We start from the raw sequence: 18316 nt of genomic DNA on the forward strand, positions 1-18316 counted from the left end.
AAAATGGCAGTAGTGGAAAGCTTTTTATTAGATCACATGATAGTAAAAGCCCCTTATGTACGCTTGGCGGGTACGGAACAACACGAGAAAGGCAGTACTCTTCAAAAATATGATTTACGATTTTTACAACCCAACCAGGACGCAATGCCAACTTCAGCTGTTCATACGCTAGAACATTTACTTGCGACGTATTTACGCGACGAACTGACAGGGATTGTCGACGTTTCACCAATGGGATGTAGAACAGGATTTTACATGATTATTTGGAATGAACATGAGCCTAAAGAAGTTGCCGCCGCTTTAACAACAGTGCTCGAAAAAGTAGTAACAACCGAACACATTCCCGCCGTTTCTGCACTTGAATGTGGCAATTATAAAGATCATTCGCTAATTGCAGCACAAGAGTATGCAAAGTTAGTCCTTGAAGCGGGACTAAGTGACGATCCGTTCCGCGATTAAGCATATTAAATTACGTACAATTATGATTGTCATTCTATAATTTAGCACCTGAAAACAACAGTAGAGGTCGCCCCAACGTTGAATTTGAGGCAACCTCTTTTTTGTTTGCAATCCTTGATTTCTTGTACTATATGAGTTGTAGACTAATGTTCTGCCAACTAATTTGGTGAGCAGTGAGTTTGTTGGAGATTTTTCTATTTTTGTTGGACACTCCAATGATTTGATTGCACAATTCTCATAGTTGGTTGGACACTTCTCCGTTCGTTGCACACTTCACTTGTTTCGTTGGACACTCAGATGATTTGGTTGCACACTCAGATGATTTGGTTGGACACTCCGCCGACTTTGTTGGACACTTCTCATAGTTAGTTGGACACTTCGCCGTTCGTTGCACACTTCACTTGTTTTGTTGGACACTCAGATGATTTGGTTGGACACTCAGATGATTTGGTTGGACACTTCGCCGACTTCGTTGCACACTCCGGTGATTTGGTTGCACACTCTTACCGACTTCGTTGGACACCCAGATAATCTACTTAAACACTCCACTGATTTCCTCTCACAATCCAAAAACGTCAAACAAAAAAGATCTGCCTCCTGCTTAGATGGCTGATCTTCACATTATTTATATAAGAATGCAGTCATTTCTCTAAATACGATCCTACACGGGTACTTGAAACAAGTTCTTTTATTTTTGCTGAGTGATAATCTCTTTTTACTTTAATTTTAGTTTTCATATCGTGACATAAACAATCCTTCATAATTATTTCATTATAATTATAGCTTAAGGAATGCCAAAAAAGCGCTACTTTTTTACGCATGTTTACATTACCGCCCCTGTTTATATTCGTACGGAGGTCCGTTCTGGCAACTGGCTGGCATAGTCAAAAACATTAGCCCCTTTAGTTTTGCGTCACTACTTTTCACTAGTTTTGCCCTCATACGTTCTGCCTAATTAGTATAGCCTATATAACAGTCTTAATACACAGTCAATTAATTGGTTAATTCACTCCAGAACTACCGTTACATCTCAATCTGTTCCAACTATCGAATAGCATCCACTTCCCAATTGGGTATATTATTCACCCCTTCAATATAGTTCTTAGGTGCAAGATATATTAGAATTTTTCTTGTTCTAAGGAGCCGTTTCTATATAAAAAACCACCACTAAATCATTGTTTTGATTCAGTAAATGTGTTGGGTATAGCATTTTGAATACATGTAAATTTTTATGGCAGCCTTTAATTATGCAGTTTTACGAACAATGGAATTAAGGTAAACTCAATATCCCATCACATTTCTTTTTTATGTTTTCGTTAATATATGCTAGATATCGTTAGGTTATTCCATTTATAACTTTACGGTTCAATAGGAGGAAACCTAACAAACAAGTCCCAGTTCTCGCTTCAATAAACATGCTCCAACATAAAAACCAGACAATTAGGTACATGTCTGGTCTTTATTTTAATCAGTATGCAAATTCCAGTGTATTTTCTAGCTATTCTGGTGTACAGGTATCTAAAAGCTCTTATAACCCCTTGAAGTAAGTTGCCACATTTTCTGTTACAAATGAATGTCCGATTAAGAGAGGATCCTTTTTTAACTGCAATTGAAATTGGTTGAAATTCTTAATCAAGTAGTCTCTTTGCTTCTCATCGACTATGAATTTAACGCCGTATCGGTAGAGATCTCCTTGTTCCTCATCAAATACAATTGTCCCATAAAGCGTCATTTCCTCGTCAATTATTGTTGTTTGAAACTTCAATACAATGTCCGATCTTGTAGGAAGTTTAATGTTGGATACGAAACGTAATCCACCCGGTCCTATGTTTTCAACTAACACTTTTGTATTTCCTAATTGTACCTTCTTTCCATTTAATTCTGCCACCGTCATAAATGCTTCGAGCGGATATTGGAGATCAATTCTAAAATATTTTCTTTTTTCTTTTATAGGCACAGATTCAATTTCAGAATTCGATTTTCCGGCTAATAACTTTAGAATGTTTTCTTCTGAAACAGGTCTGCTAAATAAATACCCCTGAATCCAATCGCATTGTAAATTAGATACAAACTCTCGCTGTTCTATCGTTTCGACACCTTCCGCTACGACTTCTATTGATAGTCTATGTGCTAATTGAATAATTGAGGTTACTATTTCGGCGCTATCCTTATCAGATGGAATGTCCTTTATTAAACTCCTATCTATTTTCAATATATCCGGTTTTATGTCTCTTAAACTTTTAAAGGATGCATAGCCTGTCCCAAAATCGTCAAGTGAGATTTGTATACCCAACCCACGCAACTTCTCTATTTTCCCTAATACTTTTTCTTCCTGCTCCATCATCGTACTTTCCGTGATTTCAATGTTAAGCCATTTTGGATCAAGTTCATTTTCTTGTAAGATGCTAGAAATCATAGCGACTAAACCTGTTTGTAAAAACTGCACAAGTGACAAATTGACTGATGCCTGAATAAAGTACCCAGCATTATGCCATAAACGCACATTTTTGCAAACTGTCCGCAATACCCATTCACCAATTGGAGTGATCAATCCCGACTCCTCAGCCAGCGGAATAAATTCATCCGGTGAAACAATTCCCCAAACTGGATGATTCCAACGTAGTAGCGCTTCTACACTAACAATTTGATTCGTCCCCGTATGAACAATCGGTTGGTAATAGACAAGAAATTGATTGTCATGCAACGCTTGCTTGAGCTCATTTCTTAAAGAAAAAACCTTATATGTAGCGACATTGGCCGTTGGTGAATAAATTTGATAATTATTATTTCCCGCTTTTTCTGCAAGGTACAATGCTAAGCCTGTATTTTTCATGAGTGAAGCAGTATCATCTCCCGATTCAGGATAAATACTAATACCAATACTCGTCGTAATGAAAAGATTATACCCTTTAATGTCAATTGATTGTTCAAAAACTTGCAATGCATCCTTCGCGATTTGTTCAATTGAATGAATGTCTTGAAGGTTTGTAGTTAAAATTGCGAATTCATCTCCACTTATTCTGGCCATCATTTTTATATTTTTATTAAGTGTATTTTTTAACTTCCTCGCAATTTCAATTAATAACAGATCACCGACCTCATGACCTAATGAATCATTTAAAAACTTAAATCCGTCTAGATTAAGGAACAAAACGGCGAACTTTCTCTTATCAATATTCGCTAGTCTTATTTCAAGATCCACTCCATTTTCAAATGCTCGTCGATTTGGTAACTCAGTTAAATAGTCATGGTAAGCCATATATTGAATTTCGCGCTGTTGCTTTTTTAATTCAGAAATGTCATGTAAGTTACAAATAACCCCATTCACACTTGGGGCATGGAGTAGATTCGTATAGATAACTTCAAAGTCACGCCATTCTCCATTTTTATGCTTTAATCGCAGCTCTACTGTGAACGGAGTATTAGGCCGCTTGAGAATCTCTTTGAATTTACTCTTCTTCAGTTGATGGTCATCTGGATGTATCAGGTCAAAAAAGTTTGTCCCAGTAATCTCCTCCACTTTATACCCAAGAACAGCCTCAATTGCTGGGCTTTCAAAGACAATTGTTCCTTTTGAATCGAGGATGCCAATAATTTCATGAGAATAATGAATTAATGATTGAAGTTTTTCGCGCATTTCTTGAATATCCTGCTTCAATTCTTGTGCAACAGTAATATTACTTGTTAATCCATAAAGACCTAAGACTTCGTTATTCTCCATTTGAATAGGTGTCAGCGTTACATCAATATGACTGACTCCACCATGTTCATTAATGACTCGATATTTTACATATTGAGCTTCTCCGTTTAAAACTCTGGCGAAGTAGCCTTTTACCCTTTCTAAATCTTCTTCATAAACAAAGTTACTATACTTTTCCCCTATGCATTCTTCTACTTTAGTTCCAGTTATCAGTTCACTCCCTCCACGTATACTGACGATGACCCCTTTTCGATCAACAACGAAGAGAAGTATATCAGGTGAATTTTCAAATATTTGCGGATAAGAGTTTTTTTCCTCGTTCAGATAAGCCATTAATCTTTTCCTTTTATTAATTCTTGTTAGCAATTATACTCCCCCTTTATAAAAAACGATTAGATAATACCGCGGTAATCGTTTCAGAGTCGAACTGGTGACTGTTCATTTCACCGATCAACTTATTGAATAAAAATACAAAAAAAAGACCAGACATTCACCAAGTGTCTAATCTTCATTCTATTATTATACAAGCGTAGTGTATTTTCTGAAAATTGTCACGTAGAGACACTTTTCATGCACTGTCTATTCTTGATCAAACAATCCGCTATGTGGATAGAAAAAGGTATTGAAACTCCCTTCTTCAGTTTCCACTTGCATTCGGTACACAAGGCGACGATAATCCTGGTCCGTGTATGGATCATATACATCGGCATACTTGGTGTTAAGAAAAGTCACTCGTACCGGCGACGATGCATAGCTAGCATACTCATTTCCCACAATTTGAAGCGCTTCCTCTTTGGTAAGGTCAAAGCTTCCTGCCCCGACGTGATCCCAGTCGAATATTGACAGTTTCCACTTGCCCGATTGTTTTTCAAACCCATACTCCAAATAAACAGCGTCTTCAAGCGGAGCGTCAAAGGAAACCGTACGAATCCTAACTAAATTTGGCGTGTTTTCAAGAATTTCAAATCGGTAATCTGTTTCATCCGCTAGAGATGGAAAAAGACCCATATCACAATACGTACACATATTTGCATAGTAATTCTTCAAGTCTGAGTCCACTAACGGTTGCGTTGCAGTTTCCAATAGTTCCGTACGAACCGCGCTAAACGGGGACGACTGTAACTTAGAATTATTAATAGTAGTTTCAACTGTAACAGGCAATCTATAGACTAAATTTAGTATTTCCTCTTTCGTCGGCGGGAGGTTCGGATTAGGGATTGGAACCTTAGGCATTTTTAACGCACGGTGCAGAAATGCCGCATAATGGGCACGTGTCACGGGCTCATTCGGTTTAAAATAGCCCTTATTTCCAACTGTAATCCCATTTGAATTGAGGGCCTGTATGTGCAGAAACCCCCAATTATTTTTACCTACATCTCGATAATGGCTGAAGGATTTAATATTTAATTCAAACGCCAGATCCAGTACTTTAGCCATCTGTACCCGTGTGATGGGTGCGTTAGGATTAAAGTTCCCATTAACGTCTCCGCTGAAAATTCCTGCTTGTGAAACTTTTAAAATCGCATTTGAGTAAGGATGATTCGTAGGCACATCCTTGTAACGAATAACGGCGACTGTCTTCGCTTCTAACGCTAATGCTTTATCCAATAAATGAGCAACATGCTGACGTGAAATTGTTTCGTCTGGTCTGAACGAGCCATCCGGATAGCCATTAATCAGCCCCCTTACTTGCATGTTCTGAATTATTTCTCGAAAAGGGTGGTTTTGTGAGACATCTTTAAACGATTGAGATAAAGCTTTTGTTTGTCCACTGAGAGACACAACTGCCACAACAACAATGCAGCTAAGCCATTGCCATATCCAACGGTTTTTCATCTAATACCATCTCCTTTTTGCTTCGTAATTCGATGCAGCTATAACCCAATTATCATTACTTGAACAACATTACTTTATAAACTATCAAGCTGAATATTCATTATTTCCACCTTCTTATCTCTGTCCATAATTAATTTCTCCTACTTTTAACGACTTGGTTATTTCCCATACACTTTTCTGGATAAAAATATCCTTTTTATATAGTATTTACCCGTACCACTAAAAACAACACATTTAAATAAACTTTCCCGAGTTGGTTGGACGCTTTCATGGGTTCGTTGTAAACTTCTTGGGATTCGTTGGACATTCTCTCGGCTTGGTTGGACGCTTCGAGAGTTTCGTTGGAGACTTCCCCATTGATTGGACGCTTTCATAGATTGATAGGAGGCTTCTCGGGATTGGTTGGACATTTTCTAGGATTGGTTGAACACTTCGGGAATTTCGTTGGAGACTTCCCCGTTGGTTGAACGCTTTCTGGGATTGGTTGGACACTTTCTGAGCTTTGTTGGACGCTTCGAGAGTTTCGTTGGAAACCTCCCTGTTCGTTGGACACTTTCATAGATTCGTTGTAAACTTCATGGGTTTCGTTGGACATTTTCTCGGCTCGGTTGGACTCTTTATCGATGGTTAGATCAGACTGCAACAGTTACTTCAACAGGCAACTAACCACTGACATGAACTTATAACCTTTAAGGGCTAAATAGTCGCAGACATGTTTAAAATCTGCCTCCATTTGACAAAGAGATAAACCATCCCTATGACTAAATGAGTATATAAAAAATAAATAATAGATAATTCGTCTGATTTACATTCTATTTTTATACAACTTTAGCATATTTTAATAGTAGCGTGGCATAGCTAACTGCTATGCCAATACTCAGATTGATATTAAGCTGAAATTGCGGTAAAATTGGTATTATAAGAATCCTTTCTACTGGTTATTTTATTGATTTAACCTCGGCAGAAAAGGATTTTTTTTACTTATTCATTAATAATCCAGCTACTAATTGAGGCAAGGAAATATATAATTCTTACAAGGATATTGGAAGGGGGACTTAAATATGACGGAACCATACTATATTACTGAGTCTAAAAGAATGTGCAAAGCGTCCGGAATGGATCCGAATGAGGTATCGAGGCCAAAGAACTTTTTGAGCGAAGTGGAGTTTGCCGAGAAAAGAAAATCATATAGTGAAATCTTGTCAGTTGTGAGTTTTTTCTCGAATAAGCTACTGAACTCCTTAAAGGGCACGCCGATACTCGTTGTTGTTTCGGATGCAAACGGTTATCTTCTTGAAATTGAAGGAGATGAAACTATAAAGTCTACCATCGAACAATTTGGGATCAGACTAAGTAGCCTGTTCACCCAGGAAGATACAGGCACGAGTGTCGTCAGTCTTTCATTGCAACAAAAACACCCAATCAGTCTAATTGGCGAGCAACATTATCATACGTTTCTTCATAACATTGCGTGTTATGGGGCTGCATTTCACTATACTGATGACAATAACCTACTTGGTAGTGTGTCCATCATGATGCCCATCTCATTTCAAAACCCGCTTTTTCTTACGATGTTAACCCAGGCGGTTGATTCGATTGAAAGGGAACTTTTATTAAGAAAACAAAATAAAAAACTTAATATTATGAATCAAATCATGTTAAGCAGAACAAGAAATGGGATTGTTGTTACAGATGAGTTTGGAATCACTACTGAGTTTAATGATTTTGCCCAAAAAATATCGAATAACAGCAGAGAATCGGTTGTAGGAAGAAATATTTGCGAATCGTCAATAACGGGAGACTATTTTAAAGAAGTACTGGAACAAGGAAAAATATTCGAAAACGAAGAAATCAAATTTATAGATAACGCGGGTAACCTAGTTGTCTGCCTGTTCGATGCCCAGCCCATTTATGAAGAAGATAAAATGATTGGTGCCTTTGGCCAGTTCAGGGATATTTCAGACCGTTACCGACTGCAGGAAAAATATAACTACTTAGCCTATCATGATGATTTAACAAATCTACCAAACAGACGATATATTAATAAGGAACTAGCAATCATCATCCAGGGACTAAAAGCAGGCCAAAATCGGACGATGGCTCTTTTGTACATGGATCTGGACCGCTTTAAAGTCATTAACGATAACTTTGGTCATTCATATGGGGATGAACTCATTATCAAGGTAAGCGAGCGTTTATCTGGTTGTCTTGGGGAACAGGATGTACTTGCCCGAATGGGTGGTGATGAATTTATCTTCCTGCTTACAGATTTTAGTAGTCCTGATTATCCGACGAAAAAGGCCGAAGAGATACTCAATCTGTTTCATGAACCTTTTCAAGTCGGCAAGAAAGAGTTGCATACGACAGCGAGTATCGGAGTTGCAATTTATCCCGCCTATCCCGTTTCAATGGAAAGGTTCATGGTATACGCAGATAATGCGATGTATCAGGCAAAATCACGGGGTAAAAATCGTTATGTCGTTCATACCTCCGAATTACTAGAAGATATGATGGATGAATATAGTCTCGAGATCGATTTAAGGAAAGCACTTGATAATAATGAATTTGTACTTCATTATCAGCCGCAAATTCATAACCAGACCGGTAAATTGATTGGGTTTGAAGCATTAATTCGCTGGCAGCATCCAAGGTTAGGTCTGCTCCCTCCAGGTAAATTTATCAAACTGGCTGAAGAAAATGGATTGATCACCCAAATTGGAGAGTGGGTCATCAATGAGGCATGTTCCCAAAACAAAAAATGGCAGGATGCTGGAATGGTACCTGTAAAAGTTGCAGTTAACCTATCTACACAGCAATTTCTTACTAGAAATCTCATTACATTTGTGGAGGAAGTTCTGGAACGTACAGCACTCGACCCGCACTATTTCGTAGTCGAGATCACCGAATATATGGCTATGGAGTACGAATACTCTATTCTCGTATTGAATAAGCTGAAATCGCTCGGCATCGGCATCAGTATTGATGATTTCGGGACTGGTTATAGCTCGCTGAACTATCTTAAAAACTTCCCGATTGATTATATTAAGATCGACAAATCCTTCATTAGTGAATTAATGAACGATCCGAATGATGCCATTATTGTAAACGCAATTATCACGTTAGCACACAACCTTCATAAGGAAGTGATTGCAGAAGGTGTTGAAACAAAGGAACAGCTCGACTTCCTGACAAATCACCAATGTGATATAACGCAAGGCTATTTCTTCAGCAAGCCACTTCCAATTGAGGAAATCGAGGAAATTTATTTAGTATGATAAGGATAATAGGGGGAGCAAACAGCATGACAACGACTGCATCCGTATTAGTAGCGAATTTCAAATATTGGGGTATTAATCATATTTTCGGCATTCCGGGAAAGGCAATATCCCCTATATTATTCGAGATATTGAAACATGATCTGGAATTTGTATTAAGTAAACACGAAGCAGCCGCTGGGTTTGAAGCTTCCGGCTATGCCTTAATGAATCAGAAGATCGGGGTCGCAGTTGGTACGTCTGGGCCTGGTGGGACCAACCTACTGACAGCCGCCGGTCAGGCGAAAGCCTCCAATCTTCCCTTATTAATTATCACAGGGCACCCTTCACTGAAAGATACTGGAAAAGCAATGGGTCAGGACTCCAGCATATTCGGTACCGATCTTGTGGATATGTTTAAATCTGTCACTAAATTCAGTGCACGGGTAGAGCGCGGTGATATGCTACAGCCGTTCCTGCAGCACGCCCTTGAAAAAGCATTATCAGGTGTAAAAGGACCTGTGCATCTGTCTATTCCGTTTGATATTTTACTTCAAGAGATCGAACCATTTCAATTAGAATTTCCAGTGTCCCATGAAATGATTTCACCCAATACCTGTGATGTAATCGAAAAACTACATGCGGCCAAGCGTCCCCTCCTATTTCTGGGAAAAGGCGTTCATTCCAGCAAGGCCTACGAAGAAGTGCAGCATATTGCTGAGCATTGGAACATTCCTGTCATCACCACACCAGGTGGAAAAGGTACATTTCCATCCAATCATAAGCTCTCTTTAGGAGCATTCGGATTGGGCGGTACCGTGGAAGCAGCAGAATACTTTAATGAGCAGGTTGACCTACTTATTATCATCGGATCAAGATTAAGTGACATGTCGATCGCTGGATTATCCGAAGCGATGTATCCAGAGCATATCATCCACTTTGATTATGACCCAACCTTTATCGGGAAATCAATTCAAGCACCAACTACTCCCGTGCTTGGCGACATTAAATCTAATCTAACAGCGATTTTAAAGGATATACCAGAAACAAACAGCGAAGCCTTTTTATTACCAATTAAGTTGAGCCCACTTCAGGATAATCAGCCCGGTGAGCGAATGTCTGCAGTCCAAGTATTACGGGTGATGCGTAACACGCTTCCAGATGACGCAATTATTTTTGGAGATGATGGGAGCCATTCATTCTACGGCATTAAATACTTTGATATTTACAAACCAGGAACTTTCTTCTTTGATGATATATTCGGTGCGATGGGTAACGGAATCGGCTATTCCATAGGTGCAAAACTAGCAGCCCCCGAAAAAACAATTATTTGTTTAGTTGGTGATGGATGTATGTTCATGCATGGTACGGAACTTTCGACAGCTTACAATTATAACTCCCCTGTCCTGTTCATCGTTTTGAATAATGGACGATTGGACATGGTGGAAAAAGGAATGCAAAAAATGATCGGCACGTCCATCGGTGGTATTTATGAAACTCCACTCGACGTAGCTAAATTTGCCGAATCAATGGGATTAACAGCAACTACATGCCATACCCCTTATGATTTAACCGACGCTATAAAAGAAGCGTTACATATGATTAAAGAAACCAACAAACCGATTGTAATTGAAGCATTAGTTCTTGAAAATGAAATTCCACCAACAATGGGGAGGCAATAATATGGAAAATAACAAGCGGTATGAGTACGGTTTAAATGCAATGGAAGAATTATTCTCGCAAGAAGTACGGACGGGCATGGAAGGCATAAAAAAAATCTCACCTGACTTTTGGGAGATGATTGTATCCTTCGGCTTTGGTGATCTTTACACTAGAGAAGGTCTTACCCTTAAAGAACGGGAATTCATAACACTCACTTCCCTCATCACACAGGGAGCTTTTGAACAATTTAAAGTTCACCTGCAGGCAGCCTTAAACGTCGGCCTCACAAAAGATGAAATTATCGAAATCATAATCCAGTGTGCCGGATATGTCGGTTTCCCTAAAGCCGTTCAAGCAATGGGAATCGCCGGAGAGATTTTCGCTAAGAATGAGTAGGGATTATTGGCGCCTGAAGGATTGATAGGCTTGATATGAAGGCATATAGTTCACACATTTAAATAAACATGGAAAAGACCAGACATTTGTAAATATGTTTGGTCTTTTCTATTTTTGTGGGGTTGGTTGGAGAGTTTATGTGGTTTGTTGGACAGTTCCATAGTTTAGTTGGAGACTTTCTACGCTTGGTTGCAAAATTCCATAGTTTCGTTGGAGCCTTCCCTGTTGGTTGGACACTTTCATGAATTGGTTGTAGACTTCTTGGGGTTCGTTGGACGCTTTCTGCGCTTGGTTGCACAATTCCATAGTTTCGTTGGAGACTTCCATGTTGGTTGGACGCTTTCATGAATTGGTTGCAGACTTTTTGGGATTCGTTGGACGCTTTCTACGCTTGGTTGCACACTTCCATAGTTTTGTTGGACACTTCCCTGTTGGTTGGACGCTTTCATAAATTGGTTGTAGACTTCTTGGGGTTCGTTGGACACTTTCTACGTTTGGTTGCACAATTCCATAGTTTCGTTGGAGACTTTCCTGTTGGTTGGACACTTTCATGAATTGGTTGTAGTCTTCTTGGGGTTCGTTGGACACTTTCTGTGCTTGGTTGTAGACTTCAATAGTTTTGTTGGAGGCTTCCCTCATTTCCTTGGAAAACCATTCATTGGTTGAGTACCACTTTTTCGGGATAGGAAGTTTCTTTTTCCGTGAAAAAAAGACGTAGATGCAACTTTATCACTGCCTTTATTTTATGGAATTTAGCCCATTGGTGATTGGTTAAATTATGTGCAATGTACTCAATTTAATACTTTTTAGCGGCATCGTGATTTTACATAGTTCCTTTTCGATGAATTTATTCGATTATATCTAGAAATATCCTTTATTTTTTCATACAGATAAACAATAGTTTTAGAGCGCTTGATACTTCATCAAGCGCTCTTTTTCATGTTATTTTGATAGGTCTTCAGCATCTGAGAAAGGATCGTGAAGTGGTTGCACTTCTTTAGTATCATTTGGTACTTCATGTTTTGCCCAGTAGGAAGCGAGAATAGTTCCGGTTATTACTTGCCATGCGGAAGCGAATGCACTTGGTAATGCAGCTAGTGGCGTGAAATATGCAGCAGCTAAAGCTACACCAAGACCGGAGTTCTGCATTCCTACTTCAATCGATATTGCACGTTGGTCTTGACGAGATAGTCTTAAAGCTTTCGCTGCATAGTATCCTAATAAAAGTCCAAATCCATTATGCAGTAAGACTGCAACGAACACTAGTATTCCTGCAGTTGCAATATTTTCTTTATTGTTTGCAACAATTGCAGAGACAATAATCGTAATCGCAACAATAGAGATTAGAGGTAAAACAGATTCACTTTTACTGGTAACAGTAGGTAGGAATTTATTAACTAATAAACCCAATATAATCGGAATAATGATCACCTGTACAATAGATATAAACATAGACATTGGATCGACTGGCAACCATTGCCCTGCAAAAATTAACAACAGAAATGGTGTCATAATTGGAGCAAGTAATGTAGAGACAGTTGTCATTGTGATGGATAGAGGAACATTTCCTTTAGCTAAATATACCATTACGTTAGAAGAAGTACCCCCAGGAACACTTCCAAGTAAAACCAAACCAGCGGCAAGTTCAGCCGGTAATTTTAATGAATAAGCGATAATAAATGCAATAGTTGGCATAATAGAAAATTGTGCAACCACTCCTATTAGAACAGGGATTGGATTCGTAAAAACTAATTTAAAGTCGGATGCTTTCAACGTAAGTCCCATGCCGAACATTACGACCCCAAGTAAGATAGTGATATACGCACCAAATGAAGAGAACAAACTTGGAACCATAAAAGCTAGGACAGAAAACACTATTACTATAAGGGCAAAATGTTTACCAGCTAAACTACTAATTTTGTTAAGTGCTTTCATTTCAAACCTCCTTTTTAGAGCCTATTCTTATATTCTCCAAACGGTATTTGAACACCGCCTATCGCTACATAATGTACTATATCAATATCTTTAGTCCAAACACCAGCAACCAGTCCATAATCAGTGGCATTTGCTAATTCAATTGCTTCTTCCACTTTACCAAATGTACCACACTATGCACAGGTCCAAATATTTTTCCCTGTACAATTGACTTACTATGGTTAGATACTTCCCCGAACGAGTGAAAGATACCGTGCTTGACAAAAAGACAAAAATATCACTTATGCGAAAACAAATATAAAAAAACAGACATTCACCAATTTGTCTGTTTTTCATTGTATTATTATAAAATTGTAGTGTATATCTAAAATAGTATCTCACAGTTTTGAAATTATCATTTTCAACTTAGAGCATCCATCCAAATCTTGTACCCTTCCCCATTTAAGTGGATTCCATCTATTGTGAATTTCTCATCCAATTGCCCGTTCTTGTCCACGAAACTAGAATGTAAATCAATGTATTCGATTCCGTTTTCTTCAGCAATCCTTTGTAATACTTCATTAAATTGTTTTACTTTTTTATTAGATACTTCATTACCAAACAGCTCGTTATTTACTGGAAGTACGGATTGTATAATGAGTTTACTGCTTTCACCTTCGAAAGACTTCACAATCGCAGTTATGTGTTTTTCGAAATTCTTACTACCTTTGGAGTATCGAATATCGTTAACGCCAATCATAAGGTATGCCTCTTTAGGGTTCCGATTAACCACTTCCTGTATTCGATTCAATACTCCTTTTGACACGTCGTTTCTAATTCCTCTATTTAGTACAACCTCGTTAGGGAAGTATTCCTGAAACTCTCCATAATCTGTAATGCTGTCCCCAATGAATATTTTATGTACATCTTTAACATCGGACTGATCGAAGATACTTTTTTTCGTGAAGTAATAATCTGAAGTTCCTTTTCCGGAAGGTGCCGGTTGCATTTGTTTTTTAATGAATTCAATGCCGCCTATTTTAGACACTCCAACACTTCCCACTCCAATCAAAATGATATTTAAAAGTAATGATATAACCAATAAAGACTTAATCTTTTTCAAATTTGACACTTCCTATTCTTAAATCTATTCCTTATGTATGGAGCTTACTACAATATATCTATACCCAGATTTCCAACAAATAATGTTTTATTTCATCTCATATTTCAGGTTCAATTCCTTATGTAGTCAGGCAGTCATCCATAAACCTAATTTTGATTGTATTATCATAAAATCACAGTGTATATTCTTAATTTTTTCACGCATAGGGACTTGAATTTAGGTTTGACACTTTCTCGGATTTGTTGGAGATTTCTATTAGTTTGTTGGACACTTCCCTGTTGGTTGGACGCTTTCCTCAATTGGTTGTAGACTTCTTGGGATTGGTTGGACACTCTCCGGGCTTTGTTGGACACTTCAATTGGTTCGTTGGAGACTTCCCTGTTGGTTGGACACTTTCCCGAATTGGTTGCAGACTTCTTGGGATTGATTGCAGACTTCTCGAGATTGCTTGGACGCTTTCTGGGCTTGGTTGCACACTTCGAGAGTTTCGTTGGACACCTCCCCGTTTGTTGGTCGCTTCATCGGATTTGTTGTAGACTTCCCGAGATTGGTTGCACACATTCCGGGCTTTGTTGCACACTACAATTGCACAAAAAAACACAAAAGAAAAAATAGTTAATTTCTTGTTTAATATAGTGCTATAATTAGCTAGTTATTTTATTTTCATGGGAGATGTACAGATGAATCATTCATTACCTTCTCAATCGTCCCGTTCCAAAAGGACGATTGTTTATATTTTGATATTTTTGTTGATTGCCGTTGTGGGATTGGCCTATTTGAAATGGATTCCGTATTATAGCAAAAGCATCTTGGCCATTAATTCTCATTCAATCGGGAATTCCATTTTGGGGGATCCGTCTACATCAGAATCTTTCTCTTGGGAAGGCGCTTGGTCCTATGCCTTGATCTATTTCAATTCTGTTTGGAAAGCGGCTGTTTTAGGTATTCTATTTGGATCTTTAGTGCAGGTATTGTTGCCGGCAAACTGGTTGCTCAGAGTACTTGGAAAAACTTCATTTGGCAGCACGGCAATTGGAGGCCTTTCTTCACTTCCAGGCATGATGTGTACCTGTTGTGCTGCACCGATTGCTGTCGGACTACGCAAGAAAAATGTCTCTGTAGGGGCTAGCCTTGCTTTTTGGCTCGGCAATCCGACCTTAAACCCTGCCACGATGATTTCCATGACATTTGTTTTATCTTGGTAATTCACTTTACTCCGACTGGTGTTCGGTGTGATTTTGACTTTTGGCGTCAGCTATCTGGCCAATCGTTTTGTGCTTGCTGTAAAACAAGTAGATATCGATAAAATCATGAAAGAAGCGGATGTCGAGGAGACAGGTTCCTTCATTTCGAGATGGATGAAGAGCTTAGGAAGAATGACTTTGTATATTCTTCCGGCCTATATCCTATCCGTTCTATTGATGGGGGCAGTTCGTGTATGGTTATTCCCGCATGTGAGCGAAGCCTCTGCCAATACCATTTTTACAATTATCATTTTTGCAATTGCAGGTATGTTATTTGTGATTCCGACAGCTGCGGAAATACCTATTATCCAAACGTTCATGTCCTTTGGGCTTGGTGGTGGTCCGGCTGCAGCACTCCTAATCACATTACCCTCTATCAGTCTGCCATCCCTGTTGTTAGTTGCAAAATCGTTCCCTACAAGAGTCTTGTTTTTTGTAGCAGGATCCGTCGTATTGCTAGGTATACTATGCGGTTTGATTGGTATGTATATTTTATAAGAGATAGTTACTGAATATACCTGAGCAGGAGATGAAATATGTCTCTTGCTCAGGTAATTTTTCATCTGAATACAAGACACACTGGTAAACAATTCATATATACAAATTAACGTACAAAAAAATCAGACAGTCGCCAATTTGTCTGATTTTAATTGTTTTATTATAAAATTGAAGTGTATTTTCAAAATAGGTACCTGTAATTTGTTTACTTCACAAGTTTATGTTCTTGGATAAAACCTTTTAAAATATCGCTTAAATTCGGACTACCCACTTCATCTAAATCGTAGTGTACACGCGTGCAAGGTTTATTAATCGAAATAATTCGAGTTAAATCCATCGGTGTTCCAATGATCACGGCATCACAGTCAGCATTATTGATGGTTTCTTCAAGATCTTTCAATTGTTGTTCGCCGTATCCCATCGCTGGAAGGACGTTTTGGATATGTTGATATTTGTTGAACGTTTCTGCTATTGTACCAACTGCAAATGGACGTGCGTCAATGATTTCCTTCGCACCTAAACGTTCGGCTGCAACTGTTCCCGCACCAATTTTCATCTCTCCGTGTGTCAATGTCGGGCCATCTTCAACGACTAATACACGTTTACCGATAATAAGTTCTGGGTGATCGACTGTAATCTTTGATTCAGCTTTAATAATGCTACTTTTAGGACTTACGAGTTTAATATTATTTTCCACGATTTGAATGGATTCTGCTGTTGCGCTATCAACTTTATTAATGATGGCAACATCGGCTGTTCTCAAACTAACTTCGCCAGGATAGTATTTCAACTCATGACCTGGGCGATGTGGATCCAAGACAGTAACGGCTAAATCAGGCTTAAAGAACGAGAAATCATTATTTCCCCCGTCCCATAAAATAACGTCACAACCAGCTGGATCATTTTCAGCTGCTGCTAAAATATCTGCATAATCTACACCAGCATAAACAATATTCCCACGTTCCACATGTGGTTCATACTCTTCCATTTCTTCGATCGTACAATTATGTTTCTTTAAGTCCTCCACTGTTGCAAAGCGCTGAACACGCTGTGCATTTAAATCGCCGTAAGGCATAGGATGTCTAACTGCAATGACTTTTAAATCATGCTCAAGTAACGTTTCAATAATCTTCCGTGACGTTTGACTTTTCCCGGTTCCAGTTCGTACAGCACAAACAGAAATGACAGGTTTATTACTTTTTAACTGCGTGCCTTTTGGTCCTAGCAGTGTGAAGTTAGCACCCGCTGCATTCACAATCGCGCCTATGCCCATTACATATTCATAACTAACGTCACTATATGCAAACACGCATTCGTCAACTTCCAACTCTTCAATTAACGATGGCAATTGGTCTTCTGAATAAATAGAAATACCTTCTGGATATAGTTCACCAGCTAATTCACTAGGATATTTACGTCCATCGATATCAGGAATTTGTGTTGCCGTAAAAGCAACAACACGATATTCTTCGTTATTACGATAAAACGTATTGAAATTGTGGAAATCCCTTCCTGCAGCGCCTATAATAATTATATTTTTTCTGTTCATAGCATTCACTCCTATAATTACAATGATTTATCTATAATTATATACCTTTATGAATTTTTATACAAACATAATTTTCAAAACTAGTATATTAAGTTTTGTGGGTGGTACTTATGGAATTCAATTTTCCCTCCTATGGCTAAACGATTCACTTAATGATTCCATCGATTAACTCCTCTGCGCTTTGGGGATACCCCCCCCCGCCATAAGCCTAACTGCCGCGCTGTCATTCTAAAACTTAATGCCTGTTCATCAAAAAATACAAACAATTCACACGGTTTAATAAAAATACAAGAAAGTCAGACAGACACTCATAAACCTTATTTTGATTGTATTATTATAAAATCGTATAGAATTGACAGTCTAGCGCTAGCAATACGCATTTCATACGTTATCTCAGATAGCAAAGATTCGGACACTAAGCTACATAAGGGTCTGAAATCAATAGAAATTTCCCACACATTAATAAAAAGTCTGCGTGTAAATCAGAACTTTTCTCGGGGGCCATATCGAACGTATTAAGCTAGATTCTTTAAATCTGAAATAACCGTCACATCACTATAACCAATTTGAAAGGTGCAGTTGAATCATAAAAATTTATATTTCTTTACCAAAAATGTATCCTAAACCCTATTTTTTTCTATCTAAAGAATAAAGGGGATACATGCAATGATTACATACCTA

Annotated in this window: 11 protein-coding genes, 1 pseudogene and 1 riboswitch; of the genes and pseudogenes, 5 read left to right on the top strand and 7 right to left on the bottom strand. The window is 38.4% G+C overall.

Annotated features, from left to right (window positions below; genetic code table 11):
* Nucleotides 1-3 precede the first annotated feature (3 nt).
* Entirely contained in the window at nt 4-459 is a 456-nt protein-coding gene (locus ACP8HG_RS12960) for an S-ribosylhomocysteine lyase (protein WP_342538993.1), read from the top strand.
* A gap of 641 nt (nt 460-1100) precedes the next feature.
* Here ACP8HG_RS12960 and ACP8HG_RS12965 read toward each other — a convergent pair.
* The 3 genes from ACP8HG_RS12965 to ACP8HG_RS12975 form a co-directional block, all read right to left on the bottom strand.
* The gene (locus tag ACP8HG_RS12965; protein WP_438296602.1) at nt 1101-1280 is read right to left on the bottom strand and encodes a hypothetical protein; all 180 of its coding nucleotides are present in this window, start codon (nt 1278-1280) and stop codon (nt 1101-1103) included.
* A 42-nt stretch (nt 1281-1322) separates the two neighbouring features.
* Nucleotides 1323-1406, bottom strand: a riboswitch (cyclic di-GMP riboswitch).
* A 581-nt stretch (nt 1407-1987) separates the two neighbouring features.
* Complete coding sequence (locus tag ACP8HG_RS12970) at nt 1988-4525, bottom strand: EAL domain-containing protein (RefSeq protein WP_438296604.1); 2538 nt, start codon at nt 4523-4525, stop codon at nt 1988-1990.
* A 213-nt stretch (nt 4526-4738) separates the two neighbouring features.
* Nucleotides 4739-5995 (bottom strand): S-layer homology domain-containing protein, encoded by a 1257-nt coding sequence (locus tag ACP8HG_RS12975; RefSeq protein ID WP_438296606.1) that lies wholly within the window; start codon nt 5993-5995, stop codon nt 4739-4741.
* 1061 nt (nt 5996-7056) lie between these two features.
* Here ACP8HG_RS12975 and ACP8HG_RS12980 point away from each other — a divergent pair.
* The 3 genes from ACP8HG_RS12980 to ACP8HG_RS12990 are packed head-to-tail and all read left to right on the top strand — an operon-like array spanning nt 7057 to nt 11307.
* Nucleotides 7057-9270, top strand: a complete 2214-nt coding sequence (locus tag ACP8HG_RS12980; RefSeq protein WP_438296608.1) for an EAL domain-containing protein — start codon at nt 7057-7059, stop codon at nt 9268-9270.
* 26 nt (nt 9271-9296) lie between these two features.
* Entirely contained in the window at nt 9297-10931 is a 1635-nt protein-coding gene (locus ACP8HG_RS12985) for a thiamine pyrophosphate-binding protein (RefSeq protein WP_438296610.1), read from the top strand.
* A gap of 1 nt (nt 10932) precedes the next feature.
* Nucleotides 10933-11307 (top strand): carboxymuconolactone decarboxylase family protein, encoded by a 375-nt coding sequence (locus ACP8HG_RS12990; protein WP_342539000.1) that lies wholly within the window; start codon nt 10933-10935, stop codon nt 11305-11307.
* Between the two features lie 942 nt (nt 11308-12249).
* On the opposite strand, the gene ACP8HG_RS12995 is transcribed toward ACP8HG_RS12990, so the two are convergent.
* The 3 genes from ACP8HG_RS12995 to ACP8HG_RS13005 form a co-directional block, all read right to left on the bottom strand.
* Entirely contained in the window at nt 12250-13242 is a 993-nt protein-coding gene (locus tag ACP8HG_RS12995; RefSeq protein WP_399628916.1) for a bile acid:sodium symporter family protein, read from the bottom strand.
* A 14-nt stretch (nt 13243-13256) separates the two neighbouring features.
* The gene (locus ACP8HG_RS13000) at nt 13257-13397 is read right to left on the bottom strand and encodes an aldehyde dehydrogenase family protein (protein ID WP_338655293.1); all 141 of its coding nucleotides are present in this window, start codon (nt 13395-13397) and stop codon (nt 13257-13259) included.
* 245 nt (nt 13398-13642) lie between these two features.
* Nucleotides 13643-14353: a GDSL-type esterase/lipase family protein gene (locus ACP8HG_RS13005; protein ID WP_438296613.1), complete on the bottom strand. Its 711-nt coding sequence runs from the start codon at nt 14351-14353 to the stop codon at nt 13643-13645.
* 671 nt (nt 14354-15024) lie between these two features.
* On the opposite strand from ACP8HG_RS13005, the pseudogene ACP8HG_RS13010 reads away from it, so the two are divergent.
* Nucleotides 15025-16086, top strand: a pseudogene (locus ACP8HG_RS13010) (permease).
* 205 nt (nt 16087-16291) lie between these two features.
* Here ACP8HG_RS13010 and ACP8HG_RS13015 read toward each other — a convergent pair.
* The gene (locus ACP8HG_RS13015) at nt 16292-17635 is read right to left on the bottom strand and encodes a cyclic 2,3-diphosphoglycerate synthase (RefSeq protein ID WP_438296615.1); all 1344 of its coding nucleotides are present in this window, start codon (nt 17633-17635) and stop codon (nt 16292-16294) included.
* Between the last annotated feature and the right edge of the window lie 681 nt (nt 17636-18316).

The organism is Sporosarcina sp. FA15, from assembly GCF_051550195.1.
Lineage (GTDB): Bacteria > Bacillota > Bacilli > Bacillales_A > Planococcaceae > Sporosarcina > Sporosarcina psychrophila.

Coding starts and splice junctions, on each gene's coding strand:
- ACP8HG_RS12960 (WP_342538993.1), top strand. CDS start 4: ATGGCAGTAGTGGAAAGCTTTTTATTAGATCACATGATAGTAAAAGCC.
- ACP8HG_RS12965 (WP_438296602.1), bottom strand. CDS start 1,280: ATGCGTAAAAAAGTAGCGCTTTTTTGGCATTCCTTAAGCTATAATTAT.
- ACP8HG_RS12975 (WP_438296606.1), bottom strand. CDS start 5,995: ATGAAAAACCGTTGGATATGGCAATGGCTTAGCTGCATTGTTGTTGTG.
- ACP8HG_RS12980 (WP_438296608.1), top strand. CDS start 7,057: ATGACGGAACCATACTATATTACTGAGTCTAAAAGAATGTGCAAAGCG.
- ACP8HG_RS12985 (WP_438296610.1), top strand. CDS start 9,297: ATGACAACGACTGCATCCGTATTAGTAGCGAATTTCAAATATTGGGGT.
- ACP8HG_RS12990 (WP_342539000.1), top strand. CDS start 10,933: ATGGAAAATAACAAGCGGTATGAGTACGGTTTAAATGCAATGGAAGAA.
- ACP8HG_RS12995 (WP_399628916.1), bottom strand. CDS start 13,242: ATGAAAGCACTTAACAAAATTAGTAGTTTAGCTGGTAAACATTTTGCC.
- ACP8HG_RS13015 (WP_438296615.1), bottom strand. CDS start 17,635: ATGAACAGAAAAAATATAATTATTATAGGCGCTGCAGGAAGGGATTTC.